This window comes from Pseudomonas allii, assembly GCF_055380095.1.
Genome location: NZ_AP039450.1, coordinates 239,772 through 258,171 on the forward strand (window position 1 = coordinate 239,772; position 18,400 = coordinate 258,171).

The 18,400-nt window shown below is 61.1% G+C and carries 17 protein-coding genes; 6 read left to right on the plus strand and 11 right to left on the minus strand.

Features of this window, described 5'->3' with window-relative positions; genetic code table 11:
• The first annotated feature begins 13 nt into the window (after positions 1-13).
• Positions 14-1,051 (plus strand): L-glyceraldehyde 3-phosphate reductase, encoded by a 1,038-nt coding sequence (gene mgrA, locus ACZ445_RS01100; RefSeq protein WP_464704661.1) that lies wholly within the window; start codon positions 14-16, stop codon positions 1,049-1,051.
• Positions 1,052-1,192: 141 nt separating this feature from the next.
• Here mgrA and tauD read toward each other — a convergent pair whose 3' ends face one another.
• The 7 genes from tauD to ACZ445_RS01135 all read right to left on the minus strand — a co-directional run bounded on the left by tauD (position 1,193) and on the right by ACZ445_RS01135 (position 9,358).
• Positions 1,193-2,029: a taurine dioxygenase gene (tauD, locus tag ACZ445_RS01105; protein WP_058424814.1), complete on the minus strand. Its 837-nt coding sequence runs from the start codon at positions 2,027-2,029 to the stop codon at positions 1,193-1,195.
• Positions 2,030-2,044: 15 nt separating this feature from the next.
• Positions 2,045-2,881, minus strand: coding sequence for a taurine ABC transporter permease TauC (tauC, locus tag ACZ445_RS01110; protein WP_058424813.1), 837 nt, complete (start codon positions 2,879-2,881; stop codon positions 2,045-2,047).
• A complete protein-coding gene (gene tauB, locus ACZ445_RS01115) occupies positions 2,878-3,657 on the minus strand; it encodes a taurine ABC transporter ATP-binding subunit (RefSeq protein ID WP_464707918.1) in 780 nt (259 codons plus the stop codon). Before tauB ends, tauC begins: the two co-directional genes overlap by 4 nt.
• Before the next feature lie 16 nt (positions 3,658-3,673).
• On the minus strand, positions 3,674-4,651 hold the full coding sequence (gene tauA / locus ACZ445_RS01120) for a taurine ABC transporter substrate-binding protein (protein ID WP_310863153.1): 978 nt from the start codon (positions 4,649-4,651) through the stop codon (positions 3,674-3,676).
• Positions 4,652-4,840: 189 nt separating this feature from the next.
• A complete protein-coding gene (gene gshA, locus ACZ445_RS01125; protein ID WP_058424810.1) occupies positions 4,841-6,424 on the minus strand; it encodes a glutamate--cysteine ligase in 1,584 nt (527 codons plus the stop codon).
• A 214-nt stretch (positions 6,425-6,638) separates the two neighbouring features.
• Positions 6,639-7,022, minus strand: a complete 384-nt coding sequence (locus ACZ445_RS01130; protein WP_071493165.1) for a PaaI family thioesterase — start codon at positions 7,020-7,022, stop codon at positions 6,639-6,641.
• Positions 7,022-9,358, minus strand: a complete 2,337-nt coding sequence (locus ACZ445_RS01135) for a Tex family protein (RefSeq protein WP_464707919.1) — start codon at positions 9,356-9,358, stop codon at positions 7,022-7,024. The genes ACZ445_RS01130 and ACZ445_RS01135 overlap by 1 nt, the downstream gene beginning before the upstream one ends.
• 357 nt (positions 9,359-9,715) lie before the next feature.
• Between ACZ445_RS01135 and ompR the strand changes: the two genes are divergently transcribed.
• Positions 9,716-10,456, plus strand: a complete 741-nt coding sequence (gene ompR / locus ACZ445_RS01140; RefSeq protein WP_016979041.1) for an osmolarity response regulator transcription factor OmpR — start codon at positions 9,716-9,718, stop codon at positions 10,454-10,456.
• 117 nt (positions 10,457-10,573) lie between these two features.
• Positions 10,574-11,887: an ATP-binding protein gene (locus tag ACZ445_RS01145; protein WP_021491614.1), complete on the plus strand. Its 1,314-nt coding sequence runs from the start codon at positions 10,574-10,576 to the stop codon at positions 11,885-11,887.
• Between the two features lie 125 nt (positions 11,888-12,012).
• On the opposite strand, the gene rimK is transcribed toward ACZ445_RS01145, so the two are convergent.
• From rimK to rimA, 3 genes are read right to left on the minus strand one after another with little or no spacing between them, the layout of a single operon-like run.
• The gene (rimK, locus tag ACZ445_RS01150; RefSeq protein WP_025855543.1) at positions 12,013-12,918 is read right to left on the minus strand and encodes a 30S ribosomal protein S6--L-glutamate ligase; all 906 of its coding nucleotides are present in this window, start codon (positions 12,916-12,918) and stop codon (positions 12,013-12,015) included.
• Positions 12,915-13,397, minus strand: a complete 483-nt coding sequence (gene rimB, locus ACZ445_RS01155; protein WP_058424807.1) for a retropepsin-like aspartic endopeptidase RimB — start codon at positions 13,395-13,397, stop codon at positions 12,915-12,917. Before rimB ends, rimK begins: the two co-directional genes overlap by 4 nt.
• Positions 13,398-13,410: 13 nt before the next feature.
• Positions 13,411-14,190 (minus strand): S6 modification regulatory phosphodiesterase RimA, encoded by a 780-nt coding sequence (gene rimA / locus ACZ445_RS01160; protein WP_058424806.1) that lies wholly within the window; start codon positions 14,188-14,190, stop codon positions 13,411-13,413.
• Positions 14,191-14,305: 115 nt separating this feature from the next.
• Here rimA and ACZ445_RS01165 point away from each other — a divergent pair, with 115 nt between their 5' ends.
• A complete protein-coding gene (locus ACZ445_RS01165; protein ID WP_058424805.1) occupies positions 14,306-14,713 on the plus strand; it encodes an RNA-binding S4 domain-containing protein in 408 nt (135 codons plus the stop codon).
• 152 nt (positions 14,714-14,865) lie between these two features.
• Here the strand turns inward: ACZ445_RS01165 and ACZ445_RS01170 are convergent, their stop codons facing one another.
• Positions 14,866-15,669 (minus strand): phosphatase PAP2 family protein, encoded by an 804-nt coding sequence (locus ACZ445_RS01170; protein ID WP_058424804.1) that lies wholly within the window; start codon positions 15,667-15,669, stop codon positions 14,866-14,868.
• 104 nt (positions 15,670-15,773) lie between these two features.
• Between ACZ445_RS01170 and hslO the strand changes: the two genes are divergently transcribed.
• Positions 15,774-16,676, plus strand: coding sequence for an Hsp33 family molecular chaperone HslO (gene hslO, locus ACZ445_RS01175; RefSeq protein ID WP_058424803.1), 903 nt, complete (start codon positions 15,774-15,776; stop codon positions 16,674-16,676).
• A gap of 179 nt (positions 16,677-16,855) precedes the next feature.
• Positions 16,856-18,397 (plus strand): phosphoenolpyruvate carboxykinase, encoded by a 1,542-nt coding sequence (locus ACZ445_RS01180; RefSeq protein WP_058424802.1) that lies wholly within the window; start codon positions 16,856-16,858, stop codon positions 18,395-18,397.
• Positions 18,398-18,400 lie beyond the last annotated feature (3 nt).

The following is an 18,400-nucleotide window of genomic DNA, read 5'->3' on the forward strand; positions in this document are numbered from 1 at the left end:
AAGAGAGGATTCGATGACTTACATTGCTGCCGAAAACCGCTATGAATCTATTCCGTATCGCCGCGTAGGCCGCAGTGGACTGGTGCTGCCCGCACTGTCCCTGGGGCTGTGGCACAACTTTGGCGACAGCACCCCGATCGACACCCAGCGGGCCCTGCTGCGCACCGCGTTCGACCTGGGCATCAACCACTTCGACCTGGCCAACAACTACGGCCCGCCGTACGGCAGCGCCGAAATCAACTTCGGCCGTTTGCTGCGCGAAGACTTCAAGCACTACCGCGACGAACTGATCATCTCCAGCAAGGCCGGCTGGGACATGTGGCCCGGCCCTTACGGCCAGGGCGGCGGCTCACGCAAGTACGTGCTGGCCAGCCTCGACCAGAGCCTGCAACGCCTGGGTGTCGACTATGTGGACATCTTCTACTCCCACCGTTTTGACGCCGACACCCCGCTGCAAGAAACCGCCAGCGCCCTCGCGACCGCGGTGCAACAAGGCAAGGCGTTGTACGTCGGCATCTCGTCCTACTCGGGGGTAAAAACCCGCGAAATCGCTGCGCTGCTCCAAGAGTGGAAAGTGCCGTTGCTGATCCATCAGCCGGCCTACAACCTGCTCAATCGCTGGGTGGAAAAAGACCTGCTGGACACCACCGAAGAACTCGGTGCCGGGGTGATTGCGTTCACGCCATTGGCCCAGGGTCTGCTGACCGACAAATACCTCAACGGCGTGCCGGCGGATGCGCGGGTGAATCGCCCGGGGGGTGGTTCGTTGCAGGCCAAGCACCTGTCCGAAGCCAACATCGCCCACGTGCGTGCGCTGAATGAGATCGCCAAGCGTCGTGGTCAGAGCCTGGCGCAACTGGCGTTGGCCTGGACCCTGCGTGACCCACGGGTGACCAGTGCGCTGATCGGTGCGAGCCGGCCGGAGCAGATTATCGAGAACGTCGGGGCGTTGAAGAACTTGAGCTTCAGCGCGGAAGAACTGGCGGAGATCGATCGGTTTGCGCAGGAAGGTGGGATTAACTTGTGGGAAAAGCCGTCCACGGCTGAATAACTGGTCATCACTCGGCCATTGTGGGAGGGGCTTGCCCCCGATGAGGGTGGGTCAATCACTGATTAGTTGGCCGACAATCTGCTATCGGGGGCAAGCCCCCTCCCACACTTTGATCTTCAGTGTTGCTGAGATCGTGTGGGCCTAGAACGGCACATCCCCCAAAATCGTCGCCCGGTGCATCACCCGCCGCTGCGGCCGGTAATCATCCACCGCGTAATGCTGCGTCACGCGGTTATCCCAGAACGCCACATCGTTTTCCTGCCAGCGCCAGCGAATGGTGAACTCCGGGCGTGTCGCGTGGGCGAACAAGAGCTTCAAGATCGCCTCGCTCTCCGCCGGTTCAAGCTCATTGATCCTGGTGGTAAACCCATCACTCACAAACAGCGACTTGCGCCCACTCACCGGATGCGTACGCACCACCGGGTGCGATAACGGCGGGTTCTTCCTGCGGGTTTCTTCCCAGCGAGCCAGGTCTTCGGCGGTGTTGCCAAAGCGCTCCAGCGGGAAGGACTTGGTGAAGTCATGGGTCGCCGTCAGCCCGTCGAGCAAGCGCTTCAACGGTGCGGACAACGCTGCATAGGCCGCAATCCCGCTGGCCCACAGCGTATCGCCACCAAACGCCGGCAGCAGCTTGGCGCTGAGTACTGCACCGAGTGCCGGAGTGGGCAGGAAGGTCACGTCGGTGTGCCACACGGCGTTGTCGCGCACATCCGTGACGGCGGTGTCGAGGATCAGCACTTCGGGCTGTTCCGGCACGTTGGGGTAGATCGGGTGAATATGCAGGTCGCCAAAATTCGCCGCGAACCGTGCTTGCTGTTGGGGGTTGATTGGTTGATCACGGAAGAACAGCACCGAGTGCTGGAGCAACGCCTGTTCGATGGCATCGCGCTCTTCAATGTTCAACGGCTGGGTGATATCGACGCCACTGATCAGGGCACCCAATGCGGTGCTGATGGGGGTAACGGTCAGGCTGCTCATGCGGTTCTCATTCACTCAGTGTGCCTGGCCATGCCACGGCACCAGTTTACGCTGCAGGGCACGCAGGCCCATTTCCATGGCGAAGGCGATCAGGGCGATCACCAGAATCCCCAGCACCACCACATCGGTAACCAGGAACTGCGCCGCCGACTGCACCATGAAGCCCAGGCCGCTGGTGGCCGCGATCAATTCGGCGGCGACCAATGTCGACCAACCCACCCCCAGCCCGATGCGCACGCCGGTGAGGATGTCGGGCAGTGCGCTCGGCAGGATCACATGGCGAATCAATTGTGCACGGGTGGCGCCCAACGACTGCGCCGCCCGCAGCTTGGCCGGGTCGACGGTACGCACGCCGGTGGCGGTGGCGATGGCAATCGGCGCAAAGATCGCCAGGTAGATCAGCAGCACCTTGGACAGCTCGCCAATGCCGCACCAGATCACGATCAGCGGCAGGTAGGCCAGCGGCGGGATCGGTCGATAAAACTCGATTAGCGGGTCGAGGATGCCACGGGCGATACGGTTGGAACCGATGGCGATCCCCAACGGCACGGCGGTCAACACGGCAAAGCCCAGGCCCAGGCCGATACGGCTGAGGCTCGCGCCCAGGTGCTGCCACAAGGTGGAATCCATATAGCCGCTGGTCGCCAGCAGCCAGCCCTTTTGCAGCACGGCGGACGGCGGTGGCAGGAACAGCGGCTCGATCAAACCGCTGGCGGTCACCGCCCACCAGAGGGCCAGCAACGCGAACAGGGTCAGCAGGCTGATCCAGCGCGTGCTCAGGGTGCGTCGTACCGGGACCACTGCGTTCGCCACCGGTTTGGTCACCGTGGCGGGAAGTTCGTAGCTGCTCATGCGGACACCTGCCGTTGGGAGAACACTTTGCCCAGCACGTGTTCGCGGGTTTCGATAAAGCGTGGGTCGGACTTGATCGCCCGCGCCGACTCACCGGCGGCGTAGCGTTGGCCGAAGTTCAGGTGCAGGCGTTCGACGATCTGGCCGGGGTTGGGCGCCAGCAGGATCAGGTCGGTGGCGAGGAACACCGCTTCTTCGATGTCGTGGGTAATCAGGAACACCGGCTTGGACGTGCGCCGCCAGACTTGCAGCAACAGCTCCTGCATCTGTTCGCGGGTGAAGGCATCAAGGGCGCCGAAGGGCTCGTCCATCAGCAGCACGCGAGGGTCGGCCGCCAGGGCGCGGGCCAGCCCAACGCGTTGCTTCTGGCCACCGGAAAGCTGCCAGATACGGCGGTTGTCGAAACCGGCGAGGTCCACCAGCGCGAGCATTTCCCGGGCGCGTACTTCACGTTGCGCCTTGGGTACGCCGGCCAGCTCCAGGCCGAAGCCGACGTTGGCCAGCACGTCCTGCCAAGGCAGCAGGGCGTCGTCCTGGAACACTACGCCACGTTCGGCACTGGGACCTTTGACCGGCACGCCATCGAGGGTGATGCGCCCGGCGCAAGGCTCGACGAAACCGGCAATCAGGTTCAACAGCGAGGTCTTGCCACTGCCGGACGGGCCGAGAGCCACCAGCAACTGCTGGGGCCCCAGGTCGAGTGAAATGTCTGACAGTACCGGTTCTGTGGCGCCTGGGTACTGTGCGCTGATGCGCTCCAGTTGTAGCAAGGCCATCGCAATGAACTCCCGATCAGTGAGTGATGAATTTGGCGCTGACGTAAGGGGCGTAGTCCGGCAGTACAGCGTCGACCTTGCCTTGTTCCTTGAGGAACGCGGCGGTGTCGGTCACGGCTTGGGTGGTCGGTGCGCCCAGCAGGGTCACCTGGTCAGCGGCCAGCGGGTAGACGTTGCCTTGCAGCAGCAGTGGGATGTCGCTGGCCTTGGCGCCGGAGAGTTTCACCAGTTTGTCGACGTTGCCTGTGTCGGCGAGCCAGGCTTGTGGGTCTTTGCGGTACGCCGCGTAGGCATCCAGGGTGACTTTGGCAAACGCCGTGACGATTTCCGGGTGCTTCTCGGCAAAGTCCTTGCGCACGATCCAGGCATCGAAGGTCGGCGCGCCGAACTTGGCCAGCTCGCCGGAAGTGATCAGCACTTTGCCGTTCTCTTTGGCGACGCCCAGGGCTGGGTCCCACACGTAAGTTGCGTCGATATCCCCGCGTTTCCAGGCGGCGATGATCGCCGGTGGTGCGAGGTTGAGGATGGTCACTTTGGACGGGTCGATGTTCCAGTGCTTCAGGGCGGCCAGCAGGCTGTAGTGCCCGGTGGACACGAAGGGCACAGCGACTTTCTTGCCGACCAGGTCCTGCGGGCTGTTGATCCCGGAACCGTTGCGCGCCACCAGCGCTTCGGCGCCGCCGATCTGGGTGGCCACGAGGAAGGTTTCCACCGGTACTTTTCGGGTGATGGCTGCGGTCAGCGGGCTGGAGCCGAGGTAGCCGATCTGCACGTCGCCGGAGGCGATGGCGGCGATGATGTCGGCACCGTTGTCGAATTTGCGCCAGTTGATCTTGGCGTTGGTGGCTTTTTCATAGGCGCCGTCGGCCTGGGCGACTTTGGCCGGGTCCACGGTAGTCTGGTAAGCGATGGTTACATCCGCCGCCTGGGCAAACAGGCTGGCACCGGCCAGGGACAATGCGGCCAGGAGGCGCAAAGGGGTTAACAGTTTCAAGGGGAAGCTCCTCAATCAGGCGGCCGAGGGTCGGCGTGTGAGGAGACTAAATGATCTAAGAATCCGAAAATAAATAACATTTTCGAATTAGCTTATGAGAAGAGTTGTGAGCGCTGACCCTCAATCGGGTGGAAGTCAAATGTGGGAGGGGGCTTGCCCCCTCCCACATTTGCCCCGTTTTCAGCTTACTTAGTTGCTGATGGCGAGGATGCTGGCCTGGTACGACCCCACAAACACATCGAAATCCCCCACTTCGTTCTGCTCCAGCTCGGCTTGCTGCGCCAGCGACGTCCGCGCCAGCTCTTCAAAACGCGCCTGCTCTTCAGCCGCCAGCGGCTCCTTGCGGAAATGCTCGGCGTGCAGCTGGCTCTGATGCAGGGAGAATTGCGCAAAACTCTCTTTACGCTCGGCCATCGCCGCCAGCACCTGCGCCGACGGGGTCAGGGACGAATCGTTGACCTTGGCCAACTGGGCGTCCAGCGCCTGGCTATGCTCGGTGATGCCGTGGCTCTCATCCAGCAAGGCCGCCAGCGGTGCAATCTGCTCCAGCAGCTCGGACGCCCATTCCTTCATGTCCACCGCCTGGCCTTGGCGTTGCAATTGCAGGCCCGGACGGCGACCTTCCTTGACCACGCTGAGGAAGTTGGAGGTGGCGTTGCCGCACTCGTTGTTGGCGAACAGCGGGCTGTCGTTCAGTGCGCAGAACAGCAGGAAGGCGTCGAGGAAGCGCGACTCTTGCAAGTCGATGCCCATGGGCAGGAACGGGTTGATGTCCAGGCAGCGTACTTCGATGTACTGGATGCCACGGGCCATCAGCGCCTGAATCGGCCGCTCGCCGGTATAGGTCACGCGCTTGGGGCGGATGTTGGAGTAGTACTCGTTTTCGATCTGCAGGATGTTGGTGTTGAGCTGTACCCACTCACCGTCCTTGTGCGTGCCGATTTCGACGTAGGGCGCGTAGGGCGTTGCCACCGCTTCGCGCAGGCTGTCGGTGTAGCTGGCCAGGTCGTTGTAGCACGGCGTGAGGCCGGCCTGGGCGTTGCTCTGGTAACCCAGGTCACTCATGCGCAGGCTGGTGGCGTAGGGCAGGTACAGGGTATCGGCGTCGAGCACTTCCAATTGGTGCGAGCGACCGCGCAGAAACCCGGCGTCCAGGGCCGGCGAAGCACCGAACAGGTACATCAACAGCCAGCTGTAGCGGCGGAAGTTACGGATCAGCGCGATATAGGCGTTGGACTGGTAGTCGCGGTCGGTGCCGACAAACCCTTCGGTTTCCTTGAGCAACGGCCACAGTGCCTCGGGCAACGAGAAGTTGTAGTGGATGCCGGCGATGCACTGCATGGTCTTGCCGTAACGCAGGGCCAGGCCCTTGCGGTACACGTACTTGAGCTGGCCGATATTGGAGGTGCCGTAGTAGGCAATCGGAATATCTTCCTCGGCCGGCAACGGGCACGGCATCGAGGGGCTCCACAGGTATTCGCTGCCGAGCTTGGTATAGGCAAAGCGATGGATCTTGTCCAGGCTGCTCAGGGTATCGGCCGGGTTGGGCAGGGCGGGAGTGATGAACTCCAGCAGCGATTCGGAGTAGTCGGTGGTGATCTGTTCGTGGGTCAACGCGGCGCCCAGGGCTTCAGGGTGCGGCGTTTGCGCCAGTCGACCCTCACCGGTGACACGCAGGCATTCGCGCTCGATGCCGTGCAAGCACTGCTCTAGCAGGGAGAGGTGTTCGCGCTTGCCGAGCAAGGCCAGGCGGCGGTTGAGAAGTTCGCTCAAGTTGGATTCCTTCACGCGTCAGTCGCCCCAATATGGGGGTGGGCAGGACGGTCTACAAGGGTGAAGTTGAAACTGGCGTGATCGCCTGGTTTTGAGTCGATTTGACCCGCTCTGAATATGCCGACTTCACTCCATGAATTTGGCTACAGCGCAGCGAGAAAATTCCGACGCCGTTAGTGCAGCGCCGAAATTAACTCAAATCGGGGGTGGGGAGCTATAGGACAGCGAAGGTGCCCTGTGCTTTTGCGACAAGTCTTTCGTCCTGATACACCTCCGCCTCGACCACCAGCGTGCGGCGGCCGGCATGAATCACCCGGCTGGTGCACAGCACGTCACCGTCCGACACGGCGCGGATGTAATTGATCTTGCACTCGATGGTCGCGCTCTGCTGGTCGAAACCATGGGAGCTGGAACAGGCCAGCCCCATCGTAATGTCCACCAGGCTGAAAATCGCCCCACCATGGAGCTTGCCCGCGCGGTTGCGCAGTTGCGGCTCCAGGGTCAGGGCCACCTCGGCAACGCCTTCTTCAAGGCGTTGCAGGCGGCAGCCGATCAGTTCGCTGAAGGCGCTCTGGGTCAAGCCGGCCGGGATTTCCATCAACGTTTCTTCAACTGTTTGGCGTTGGCGAACAGCGAGGCCATGGCGTTGTTGCTTGGCGCGGCGGTGGCGGCTTCCTTGCGCGGTGTATTGTTTTCAGAGCGGTTCTGCGACTGGCGCGGTGCCGAGCCTGGGCGTGCACCACGGGCACCGTCGATTTTCTCGCCGGGGGTGTCGCTCATGCGCATCGACAGGCCAACGCGTTTGCGCGGGATGTCGACTTCCATGACTTTGACCTTGACCACGTCGCCGGCCTTGACTGCTTCGCGGGGATCCTTGATGAATTTCTCCGAAAGCGCAGAGATATGCACCAAACCGTCCTGATGCACGCCGATGTCCACAAAGGCGCCGAAGTTGGTCACGTTGGTCACCACGCCTTCGAGGATCATGCCCGGTTGCAGGTCCTTGAGGTCTTCGACACCGTCCTGGAACTCGGCGGTCTTGAACTCGGGGCGTGGGTCGCGGCCCGGTTTTTCCAGCTCTTGCAGGATGTCGGTGATGGTCGGTACGCCGAAGGTTTCGTCGGTGTACTTCTTGGGATCCAGGCGCTTGAGGAACGCGGCGTCGCCGATCAGTGAACGGATGTCGCGGTCGGTCTCGGCAGCGATGCGTTGCACCAGCGGGTAGGCTTCCGGGTGGACCGCAGACGCGTCAAGCGGGTTGTCGCCATTCATGACGCGCAGGAAGCCGGCGGACTGTTCGAAGGTTTTTTCACCCAGGCGTGCGACTTTTTTCAGCGCGGCGCGGGTTTTGAACGCGCCGTTTTCGTCACGGTGGCTGACGATGTTCTGCGCCAGGGTGGCGTTGAGGCCGGAGATTCGCGCCAGCAGTGCCACGGAGGCGGTGTTCACGTCGACGCCCACGGCGTTTACGCAGTCTTCCACCACCGCATCCAGGCCGCGCGCCAGCTTTAGCTGCGACACGTCGTGCTGGTACTGGCCGACACCGATGGATTTAGGGTCGATTTTCACCAGTTCGGCCAACGGATCCTGCAGGCGACGGGCGATGGAGACCGCGCCACGGATCGACACGTCGAGGTCCGGAAATTCCTTGGACGCCAGTTCCGACGCCGAGTACACCGAAGCGCCGGCCTCGGAAACCATGACCTTGGTCATCTTCATGGCTGGGTATTTTTTGATCAGTTCGGCGGCCAGCTTGTCGGTTTCGCGGCTGGCGGTGCCGTTGCCGATGGCGATCAGGTCCACCGCGTGCTTGGCGCACAAGGCGGCCAGGATCGCCAGGGTCTGGTCCCATTTGTTGTGCGGCACATGCGGATACACCGTGGCGTGGTCCAGCAGTTTGCCGGTGGAGTCCACCACGGCAACCTTGCAGCCGGTACGCAGGCCTGGGTCCAGGCCCAGGGTCGCGCGCGGGCCGGCCGGGGCAGCCAGCAGCAGGTCGTGCAGGTTGTGGGCGAACACGTTGATCGCCTCGGTTTCGGCGCCGTCGCGCAGCTCGCCGAGCAGGTCGGTTTCCAGGTGGGTGTAGAGCTTGACCTTCCAGGTCCAGCGCACCACTTCGCCGAGCCACTTGTCCGCAGGACGGTTCTGATTCTGGATGCCGAATTGTTGACCGATCATGCCCTCGCAGGGGTGCATGGTGCCTGGCAATTCGTCGCCGACCTTCAGCGCGGAGCTGAGAATGCCTTCGTTGCGGCCACGGAAAATCGCCAGTGCGCGGTGGGACGGCATGCTTTTCAGCGGCTCGTCGTGTTCGAAGTAATCGCGGAACTTGGCGCCTTCTTCCTCTTTGCCGGCGATGACGCGGGCGCTGAGGATGGCTTCCTGCTTCAGGTAGCTGCGCAGCTTTTCCAGCAGGCTGGCGTCTTCGGCAAAGCGTTCCATCAGGATGTACTTGGCGCCTTCGAGGGCGGCCTTGACGTCGGCGACGCCTTTTTCAGCATCAATGAAGCGGGCGGCTTCAGCTTCCGGAGCCAGTGAGGGGTCATTGAACAGACCGTCGGCCAGCTCGCCCAGGCCGGCTTCCAGGGCGATCTGGCCCTTGGTGCGACGCTTTTGTTTGTACGGCAGGTAGAGGTCTTCGAGGCGGGTCTTGGTGTCGGCGAGCTTGATGTCGCGCTCGAGTTGTGGGGTCAACTTGCCCTGTTCCTCGATGCTGGCGAGGATGCTGATGCGCCGTTCGTCGAGTTCTCGCAGGTAGCGCAGGCGCTCTTCCAGGTGACGCAGTTGGGTGTCGTCGAGGCTGCCGGTCACTTCTTTACGGTAACGGGCGATGAAGGGCACCGTGGAGCCTTCATCCAGTAGAGCGACGGCCGCTTCGACCTGTTGTGGGCGTACACCGAGTTCCTCGGCGATGCGGCTGTTGATGCTGTCCATAAAACCACCTGAAATTCTGAAAAGCAGCTCGCAGGCCCGGAAAACAAGGCCCTGGGAGGCTGGTTGAGCGGCCCGACTGGCGCCGCTGCCTGGGTCAAGAGGCAGCCTATTGACCCTCGAAATCGAAAAATTCGCGACAAGCGGGTGAAAAAAGCCTCGGCAGCAAACGGTAACGATCTGACGTTGCCCTGCACGGCGGCGGCGCATTATAACCAGCGTTCTGTCCTTGGGGGGGATTGCGCCCACGGTTGTAGGGCGCGGGTTCGCTGGCGGTAGAGGAAAAATCTGCTAACAATGCACACGGTGCGTATAACGGCAGCTAGGCCATAATGCGCGCCGAGATAAGAGGAGCATCCAATGAGCAGCACTGCACAAACTGCTGAAGGCGAAAAAATTCTCATCGTTGATGACGATCCGGGGCTGAGCAGCCTGCTGGAGCGTTTCTTCAACTCCAAGGGTTACCGTGCCCGCGCGGTGCCGAATACCGAGCAGATGGACCGCCTGCTGGGGCGCGAAGTGTTCAACCTGGTCGTACTCGACCTCATGCTGCCCGGTGAAGACGGCCTGACCGCCTGCAAGCGCCTGCGCGGCGCGAACAACCAGATTCCAATCATCATGCTCACCGCCAAGGGCGATGAGTTGAGCCGTATCAAGGGCCTGGAACTGGGCGCTGATGACTACCTGGCCAAACCCTTCAACCCTGATGAGCTGATGGCACGGGTCAAGGCCGTATTGCGTCGCCAGGCCCCGCCGGTACCGGGCGCACCGGGCAGTGAAGACGAAAGTGTCACCTTTGGCGACTACGAACTGTCGCTGGCGACCCGTGAGCTCAAGCGTGGCGATGAAGTGCACATGCTCACCACCGGCGAATTCGCCGTGCTCAAGGCCCTGGTGATGAACGCTCGCCAGCCGCTGACCCGCGACAAGTTGATGAACCTGGCCCGTGGCCGGGAATGGGATGCCCTGGAACGTTCCATCGACGTACAGATCTCCCGTCTGCGTCGGATGATCGAGCCGGACCCGTCCAAACCACGGTATATCCAGACGGTGTGGGGCGTAGGTTATGTGTTTGTGCCGGATGGCAACAAAACCAGTTGACCGATGATTTGCAGTTACGGGCCTCCCGGTGTCTGACTCCATGAGGGTCGACGGGATGCCCGGCGTCTGCAATTCTGCGAGCGCCGCTCGTTTCTGCAAGGTATCCAGCTGTCTTCTATGAAAACCCCGTTGTGGTTCCCCCAAAGTTTCTTCTCCCGCACCCTCTGGCTGGTGCTGATCGTCGTTCTGTTTTCCAAGGCACTCACGCTGGTTTATCTGTTGATGAACGAGGACGTGCTGGTGGATCGACAATACAGTCACGGTGTTGCCCTGACGCTACGTGCCTATTGGGCAGCTGACCCTGAGAATCGCGAAAAAATCGCCAAGGCCGCTACGTTGGTCCGTGTGGCGGGCGCGGGTGTGCCGGAAGGTGAGCAGCATTGGCCCTACAGTGAGATCTATCAGCGCCAGATGCAGGCCGAACTCGGTGAGGACACCGAAGTGCGGCTGCGCATGCATGTATCGCCGGCATTGTGGGTGCGAGCGCCGAGCCTGGGCGAGGACTGGTTGAAGGTGCCGTTGTATCCGCATCCGCTGCGGGGGCAGAAGATCTGGAACGTGCTGGGCTGGTTCTTGGCGATTGGGCTGCTTTCAACGGCGTCGGCGTGGATCTTTGTGCGTCAGCTCAACCAGCCGCTCAAGCGTCTTGTGTTTGCCGCCCGCCAATTGGGTCAGGGGCGTAGTGTGCGCCTGCCGGTCAGCGATACGCCCAGCGAAATGACCGAGGTGTATGGCGCGTTCAACCAGATGGCGGAAGACGTCGAACAGGCCGGGCGTGAGCGCGAGCTGATGCTGGCGGGGGTGTCCCACGACTTGCGCACACCGTTGACGCGATTGCGCCTGTCGCTGGAGTTGATGGGCAACCATACTGATCTCACCGATGACATGGTCCGCGACATTGAGGACATGGACGCGATTCTCGACCAGTTCCTGGCGTTTATCCGCGATGGCCGTGATGAGGTGGTGGAGGAAGTCGACCTGACGGACCTGGTGCGTGAGGTGGTCGCGCCCTATAACCAGAACGGCGAACAGGTGCGCATGCGTCTGGAGCCGATCCAGCCGTTTGCGTTGCGTCGGGTGTCGATGAAGCGCCTGTTGAACAACCTGATTGGCAACGCCTTGCATCACGCCGGTTCAGATGTGGAGGTGGCGGCGTATGTGTCTGGCGACAGTGCAGCGCCCTATGTGGTGCTGAGCGTGATGGACCGGGGGGCAGGCATCGACCCGGATGAATTGGAAGGCATCTTCAACCCCTTCACCCGTGGCGACCGTGCCCGGGGTGGCAAGGGCACTGGCCTTGGGTTGGCGATTGTGCGGCGGATTGCCTCGATGCATGGTGGCAATGTTGAGTTGCGCAACCGCGAAGAGGGTGGCCTGGAGGCGCGGGTGCGTTTGCCGCTTGGGCTGATGTTGCCCCGCGACGCGGTCTAAGCACCGACACAGGTCAAATGTGGGAGCGGGCTTGCCCGCGAATGCAGGGGGGCAGTCGATACATATTTGACTGATCCACCGCTTTCGCGAGCAAGCCCGCTCCCACACTGGTTTGTGGCGGTTGATCAGCCCTTGCCCTTGGTCCTGGTCATATTCGGCCCACCATTCTTCTCCAGATGCTGAATGATGATCCCCGCCACATCCTTCCCGGTGGTGGTCTCAATGCCTTCCAAGCCCGGCGACGAATTCACCTCCATCACCAGTGGCCCGTGGTTGGAGCGCAGGATATCCACACCCGCCACGGCCAACCCCATGACCTTGGCCGCCCGCAGTGCGGTCATGCGTTCTTCCGGGGTGATCTTGATCAGGCTGGCACTACCGCCACGGTGCAGGTTGGAGCGGAATTCCCCCGGCTTGGCTTGGCGCTTCATCGCTGCAATCACCTTGTCGCCCACCACGAAGCAGCGGATATCCGCACCGCCAGCCTCCTTGATGTATTCCTGCACCATGATGTTCTGCTTGAGGCCCATGAACGCCTCGATCACGGATTCGGCCGCCGTCGCGGTTTCACACAGCACCACGCCGATACCCTGGGTGCCTTCCAGCACTTTGATCACCAGCGGCGCGCCATTGACCATGTCGATCAGGTCAGGGATGTCGTCGGGGGAGTGGGCGAAGCCAGTCACCGGTAGGCCGATACCACGGCGCGACAGCAGCTGCAGGGAGCGCAGTTTGTCCCGCGAGCGAGCAATGGCTACCGATTCGTTGAGGGGAAACACCCCCATCATTTCAAACTGGCGCAACACCGCGCAGCCATAAAACGTTACCGAAGCGCCGATACGGGGGATGACGGCATCAAACCCCTCCAGCGGCTTGCCCCGGTAGTGGATCTGCGGCTTGTGGCTGGCAATGTTCATATAGGCACGCAACGTGTCGATCACCACCATTTCGTGGCCACGTTCGGTGCCGGCCTCAACCAGGCGGCGGGTGGAATACAGACGCGGGTTTCGCGACAGCACAGCAATCTTCATGCAGCACCTGGGGCAGATAGGGTAGAGACCGGGAACACCGGCTTGTCTTGAACGTACTTGATACCGGGATTGACCACCAATTGGCCGTCAATCAAGGCTTTGGAGCCCAGCAACAGGCGGTAACGCATGGCCTTGCGGCAGGCCAGGGTGAACTCCACCCGCCATACCCGATCACCCAGCGCCAGCGTGGTGCTGATGACATAGCGCACCTGCGCATGGCCATTGGAGCTCTTGATGGTTTTCATCGTCACCAGGGGCGCTTCGCAGCGGCGGTGACGCAATTGCACGACGCTGCCCAAGTGCGCGGTAAAACGCACCCACTGCTCGCCGTCGCGCTCAAACGGCTCAATGTCGGTGGCGTGCAGACTTGAGGTGCTGGCACCGGTGTCGATCTTCGCGCGCAGGCCTGCCACTCCCAGATCGGGAAGTGCCACCCACTCACGCAGACCCACAACGGTCAAATGGTCAAATGTCTTCAATATGGATAACCGATCAATTCGCCCAGGCCTGAGGGGATACCTCGGCCAGGGCTTTAAATGCAGGCTTGGCGAACCAGTAGCCTTGCATCAGAAATATTCCGCAGTCGGAGAGAAAGTCCCGTTCGCCGGCACTTTCGATGCCTTCGGCGATGACAGTAACCCCCAACTGCTCACAGATTGTGACAATCCCCTGGACGATGACCTGACGGACACGGTCCTGATCAACATCGCGGATCAGCGCCATGTCGAGTTTGATCAGGTCAGGTTGGAAATCGGCCAGCAGGTTCAGCCCCGAATAGCCCGCGCCGAAATCGTCGATGGCGGTCTTGAAGCCGAATTCGCGGTATTCACGCAGAATATTCGTCAAATGGCGATAGTTATCTACATGCTCGCTTTCCAGGGTTTCGAAAATCAGCCGGTTCAACGGAAAATTATGTGCGCGAGCCGCTTCCAGGGTGCTACGGATGCACAGTTCCGGGCGGTACACGGCATTGGGCATGAAGTTGATCGAAAGGTGCGTTTGCATGCCCAAGGTCGCCGCACCGGCGATCGCCTGGGTTCGGCAGCGTTGGTCGAAGCGGTAGCGGTTGCTTTCGTTGACTTGGTCCAGCACCGACAGCGCCCCTTCGCCTTGTGTGCCACGCACCAGGGCTTCGTGGGCAAAGATCGAATGGTCCCGCAGGTCTACGATAGGCTGGTAAGCGAACGCAAAATCGAACCCGAGGGGCTCGCTTTGCTGGCAACCCACACAGCGCTGGTTGGGCGAGGTGAGTGAAAGGGGAAATTCGGTCACAGCATACCTCGCGAAAACAGGGTGCTACCTGGCGTATCTTAGGTGAGCCTGGGGGTTTATGCGTCGAAGGGTTTCAACGGTAAAGTTGCGACATTTTTCAGAGTGAGGAATTCAAGTGGCTCAAAAGCAGGAAGAGGAAGAAAAGGTCCGTCTGGACAAGTGGCTGTGGGCGGCGCGTTTCTATAAAACCCGTGCCCTGGCCAAGGCCGCCATCGAAAGCGGCAAGGTGCATCATCGCGGCGAGCGCTGCAAGCCGGGCAAAGAGCCACGTGTCGGTGATGAGTTTCAGATTCGTGCAGGGTTTGATGAAAAGACGGTCGTGGTTCAGGCGCTTTCCATCGTTCGTCGTGGCGCACCTGAAGCGCAAGCGTTATACGCCGAAACCGAAGCCAGCATCGCCAAGCGTGAAAACGCGGCGGCGATGCGCAAGGCCGGCGCCACGGGCATGACCACCGATGGCAAGCCGAGCAAGAAGCAACGTCGCGACCTGTTCAAGTTTCGCGGCAGTGGCAACGATGATTAGCCTCAATCGAACGGGCCTTTGTGGCGATCGGGCTTCTTGTGGTGAGCGGGCTTCTTGTGGTGAGCGGGCTTGCCCCGCGCTGGAGTGCGCAGCGCTCCCGCTTTTTTGGGGCCGCTCCGCAGCCCAGCGCGAGCAAGCTCGCTCACTACAAATTATTGCGCAGGCCTGACGACGCTCATTCGCCCCACTATGGGTAAACGAGCAGCCAGCCCAAACACCGGCGCCGTCACCCGCAACAACCCACTCGATACTCTCGCCGCAAACGGTGTGTAGTAGCCCCAGCCCAACGCCAACAGCGCCAGCAGCACACCGCCGATGTAGTCGTCCTGCCCCCAATGCGCCCCCGCCACCAGGCGCGGCATCATGAACAGCAGCGCCAGGCCCCAGATCACCAGCACCTGGCCCGCGCGCTTGGCGAACACGGTCATGAACATCCCCCAAATCAGCAGCACCGAGGCATGGTCCCCTGGGAAGCTCTGGCTCGAACGGTCCTTCAATTCCCAGGTCTTCTCCAGGCCAGGGAAGTAGTCACTCATCTGGATCGCCCCGCTGATAACCATGGACGGGCTATTGTGTTGCCAGCCCATGTGCGCGGCGAGTTTGGAAAACAGCATGCGGATAAACAGCAACAGCAACAGAATGCCGACAAAACCTAACAAAGCCTGGCGCACCTGCACCGCCTTGAACACCCAATCGCCGCGAATCAACAGCATCAGCAGAATCACCCCGACCACCGCATCGAACGGTCGCAAACTCGCTACAGCCCACACGTGCAGCCATGCGGAGTTGCTCGCCAGTGGGTCATTGAGCAGGTGAAACAGCCATTCGTCGAACATCACACACAGCATCTGGCCCGTGGGCCACAGCCAAAAGCACAGCAACCCGACAGCGAGTAGATTGCAAGCGGCCCATCGCCCGAGGTTCCACTTGGCTTGGAACAAACCCGGATTGTTCATAAACTGTCTCCCACGGCTTCAGAAAGCTGCACCAAAACGGTGCCAAAGCGTTTAATTCTATAAACCTTGTAATCAATTTGTCATCAATTCAGATACCCAGACCTATGACTGATCTACCGGATACCGACTTCACCCAACGCTTCATCTTCGACGAGAGCGACGCCCGCGGCGAGCTGGTCTCGCTGGAGCGCAGCTATGCTGAAGTCCTCGCCAAGCACCCCTATCCGGAGCCGGTCGCGCAACTGCTCGGTGAACTGATGGCAGCGGCAGCGTTGCTGGTGGGCACCATGAAGTTCGATGGTTTGCTGATTCTGCAGGCGCGCTCCGAAGGCCCGGTGCCGATGTTGATGATCGAATGCTCCAGCGAGCGTGAAATCCGTGGCTTGGCTCGTTATGAAGCCGACCAGATTGCGCCGGATGCCACCTTGTCCGACCTGATGGCCAACGGCGTGCTGGCAATTACCGTCGATCCGACCGAAGGCCAGCGCTACCAGGGCATTGTCGACCTGGATGGCGAAACCCTGTCGGACTGCTTCACCAACTATTTCGTGATGTCCCAGCAGGTGGGCACCAAGTTCTGGCTTAACGCCGATGGCAAGCGCGCCCGCGGCATGCTGTTGCAGCAACTGCCGCCCGACCGCATCAAGGACGAGGATGAGCGCACCGACAGCTGGCGCAAGCTGACCGCCCTGGCCGGCACCCTCACCGCTGAAGAGCAACTGGGCCTGGATAACGAAACCATCCTGCACCGCCTGTACCACGAAGAGGCCGTGCGACTGTTTGACGCACAGGGCCTGCGCTTCAATTGCAGTTGCTCGCGTGAGCGTTCGGCCAATGCGCTGGTCAGCCTGGGCCTGGAAGATGCGCAAAACCTGGTGGTGGAGCACGGTGGTCGTATCGAGATCGACTGCCAGTTCTGCAACGAGCGCTACCTGTTCGATGCGGCCGATGTAGCGCAATTGTTCGCCGGCGCAGGCATCGACACCCCTTCCGACACCCGCCACTAAAACGTTTAAGCACAGGTAAATCACCTGACAAACGCCGGATTAGCGCAGTTCTGACGGGAGGGCCCTACTCTTTTTGGGCTTTTCTGGCATAATCCGGCCCACTTTTTTCGCGGTAGTAGTGCGCAACTTTCTACTACAAAACGTTTGGAGCACTCGGCCATAGGCCGACGGGGAACCTCATGACGCAAGCCAACAACGCCGTTTACACCGATCTGAGTATTGACGATCTGGTTAAAGAAGCCCTGCAGCGTGGTGAAGGCGTGCTCGCCGATACTGGCGCGCTGGTCGTCGAAACCGGTCACCGTACTGGCCGTTCGCCGGTCGACCGTTTCATCGTTGAAGAGCCTTCCACCCAGGCTTCCATCGCCTGGGGCCCGATCAACCGCAAGTTCCCGGCCGACAAGTTCGATGCGCTGTGGGCTCGCGTCGAGGCATTCAACAACGCGCAAGAGCATTTCGTTTCCCACGTTCACGTAGGGGCTGCCGAAGACCACTACCTGGCTGTGAAAATGACCACCCAGACGGCCTGGCAGAACCTGTTCGGTCGTTGCCTGTTCATCAACCCGGCGCAGTACAACCCGGCCGGTCGTGAAGAATGGCAAGTGCTCAACGTGGCCAACTTCGAATGCGTGCCAGAGCGTGACGGCACCAACTCCGACGGTTGCGTGATCCTCAACTTCGCCCAGAAAAAAGTCCTGATCGCCGGCATGCGCTACGCCGGTGAAATGAAAAAAGCCATGTTCTCGGTGCAGAACTTCCTGCTGCCGGCTTCCGACGTACTGCCGATGCACTGCGCCGCCAACATTGGCGAAGCAGGCGACGTGACCTTGTTCTTCGGTCTGTCGGGCACCGGCAAGACCACCCTGTCCGCCGACGAAAGCCGTTACCTGATCGGTGACGACGAACACGGCTGGGGCGAAGGCGTAGTGTTCAACATCGAAGGCGGTTGCTATGCCAAGTGCATCGACCTGTCCGAGAAGAACGAGCCGGTCATCTGGAAAGCCATCAAGCACGGCGCCGTGCTGGAAAACGTGGTGATCGACGACGCCAAGCACGCCGACTACACCAACGTCAGCCTGACCCAGAACAGCCGCGCCGCCTACCCGCTGGAGCACGTGGCCAAGCGTTCCGAGAAGAACCTGGGCGGCGAGCCCAACGCGGTAATCTTCCTGACCTGCGACCTGACCGGCGTACTGCCACCGGTGTCGATCCTCAGCGAAGAACAGGCGGCCTACCACTTCCTGTCCGGCTACACTGCACTGGTGGGCTCGACCGAAATGGGTTCCGGCGGCGGCATCAAGTCGACCTTCTCCACCTGCTTCGGCGCACCGTTCTTCCCACGTCCGGCTGGCGAATACGCTGAGCTGCTGATCAAGCGTATCCGTGGCTTCGGCTCCAAGGTCTACCTGGTCAACACCGGCTGGACCGGCGGCGGCTACGGCGTCGGTAAGCGCTTCAACATCCCGACCACTCGCGGCGTGATTGCAGCGATCCAGAGCGGCGCGTTGGTCGGTGCTGAAACCGAGCACCTCGACACCATCAACCTCGACGTGCCATTGGCCGTACCGGGCGTTGAAACCGGCCTGTTGAACCCACGTAACACCTGGGCCGACAAGGCTGCCTACGACGAAGCGGCGAAGGCGCTGGCCGGTCTGTTCATCGAGAACTTCAAGAAGTTTGAAGTGAGCGATGCGATCAAGGCGGCAGGTCCCAAGTTGTAAGAT